This is a genomic window from Desulfuromonas sp. TF (genome assembly GCF_000472285.1).
Lineage (GTDB): Bacteria > Desulfobacterota > Desulfuromonadia > Desulfuromonadales > ATBO01 > ATBO01.
Genome location: NZ_KI421424.1, coordinates 298,147 through 299,895, shown reverse-complemented (window position 1 = coordinate 299,895; position 1,749 = coordinate 298,147). Strand labels below are relative to the sequence as shown.

Annotated in this window: 3 protein-coding genes; 1 reads left to right on the top strand and 2 read right to left on the bottom strand. The window is 56.3% G+C overall.

Annotated features, from left to right (window positions below):
• Positions 1–256: hypothetical protein (locus DTF_RS27400; RefSeq protein ID WP_226989408.1), on the bottom strand; the 256-nt coding region annotated here is incomplete at its 3' end.
• 320 nt (positions 257–576) lie between these two features.
• On the opposite strand from DTF_RS27400, the gene DTF_RS27870 reads away from it, so the two are divergent.
• Entirely contained in the window at positions 577–765 is a 189-nt protein-coding gene (locus DTF_RS27870) for a DUF3012 domain-containing protein (RefSeq protein ID WP_369798631.1), read from the top strand.
• Positions 766–883: 118 nt separating this feature from the next.
• Here the strand turns inward: DTF_RS27870 and DTF_RS27395 are convergent.
• The coding region (locus DTF_RS27395) for a thiamine pyrophosphate-dependent enzyme (protein WP_226989407.1) at positions 884–1,749 on the bottom strand (866 nt) is incomplete at its 5' end.

Sequence of the window (1,749 nt, the reverse complement as noted above, 5' to 3'; positions counted from 1 at the left end):
CAGGTGGCAGAATTCCGATGGGAGTCATGATTGTCGGCGCGCACACCCCTTTTTCGAAAAAATAGATTCTTCGGGCGCAGAGAGGATAGTCCGCGCCATTGCAATATTTTGCAATCATGGTGGCCCAGACGTGGGACTTGCTGCTGATGAAAGTGCAGTAGAAGCCACACTCCTTCTTCAAATCACACCCTTTTTCGCTAATTTCCGACATGGGCAGCTCTTTCTGGCTCCGCTCGAAGTGGAATGCAATTTCCACCGGCGAAGATCCTCGTTCCGCCATCCTCCAGTCATTTCATCAGACCCAACGGAATGTTTCTTGCTGAATGGTTTGCATGCCTACAACAAGAAGCGGCCCGGGGATTTCGGATTATATTAATTAATACGGCCTGCACGAGTCGGGCCAAATCATTTTCTCAATTCATTCGCGCAGTTTGCCGGAAGAAAAGGTGCTGTCTCATGGTTCTGTTCAGTCAGAAGGCTGGTCTGAAGGACGAGGACAAAGCCATTTGACCTCCGGTCCGGACAAGAATTGACTCATTGCTCGTGTCCCAGTTTGGCGATCTGAAAACATTCAGGATGGAGGAAATTATGAAACTCATTAGACTAACCGGTGTATCTATCGCATTCAGTCTCTTTTTAGCCATGGCAGGATGTTCACCGGAGGTCGGAAGCGAAGCATGGTGTGAAGACATGAGAGATAAGCCCCGGAAGGAATGGAGCGCAAGTGATGCAGCAGACTATGCAAAGCACTGTCTTTTCAGGTAAAAGGCTGGTGTTCCGATCGATATAACCTCTTACATCGATTACCGTTTCAAACGGACTGACTAAAAAGCTCCCGGCGGAGAAACCGCCGGGAGCTTTTTAGTTGCGCATGTAAGAGTTACTACTTGTAAAGATTCTCGTTGACCTCCGCCAATTTCCTGTACAAATCAAACCGGGTGGCCGTCTCCCTGTTGCCCGCCTCCATCAGCCGATCCGATGCTTCAGGATCGGTTTTTCTGAGCATCCGGTAGCGGTTCTGCTTCTGGGCGTACTCAGAGAAGGTGATGGTCGGCTCCTTGCTGTCGAGCTGCAGGGGGTTCTTTCCCTGATCGGCAAGGCGGGGATCGTAGCGGAACAGGGGCCAGTGGCCGCTGTTGACCGCCTCCTTGCAGCCGTCCACCGCCGAGGCCATGTTGATGCCGTGCGCGATGCAGTGGGTGTAGGCGATCACCAGAGAGGGGCCGTCGTAGGCGTCGGCTTCGAGCATCGCCTTGACCACCTGGGCCGGGTTGGACATGGCGACCTTGGCCACATAGATGTTGCCGTAGGTCATGGCGATCATGCCGAGGTCCTTCTTGGGCATGCGCTTGCCGCCGGCGGCGAACTGCGCCACGGCGCCAAGCGGGGTCGCCTTGGAGGCCTGGCCGCCGGTGTTGGAGTAGACCTCGGTGTCGAGGACGAGCACGTTGACGTTCTCGCCGGAGGCGAGCACGTGGTCGAGGCCGCCGTAGCCGATGTCGTAGGCCCAGCCGTCGCCGCCGTGGATCCAGACGGACTTCTTGACCAGGTAGTCGGCCACATTCAGCAGCTGCTTGGCCTCGGGGTCGGTGCAGGAGGCGAGGACTTCCTTGAGCTTGGCGACGCGGCCGCGCTGCTGCTCGATCGCCTCCTGGGTGCTCTGGTCGGCTTCCTTGATCTGCTGCATGAGGGCCTTGTCGGCCTCGCACACCTTGCAGCCGCACCCCATGATCCGATCGAGCATCTCGC

Bases quoted from the DNA above. Each gene is read 5' to 3' on its own strand.
- DTF_RS27870 (WP_369798631.1), top strand. From the start codon at position 577: ATGGAGGAAATTATGAAACTCATTAGACTAACCGGTGTATCTATCGCA.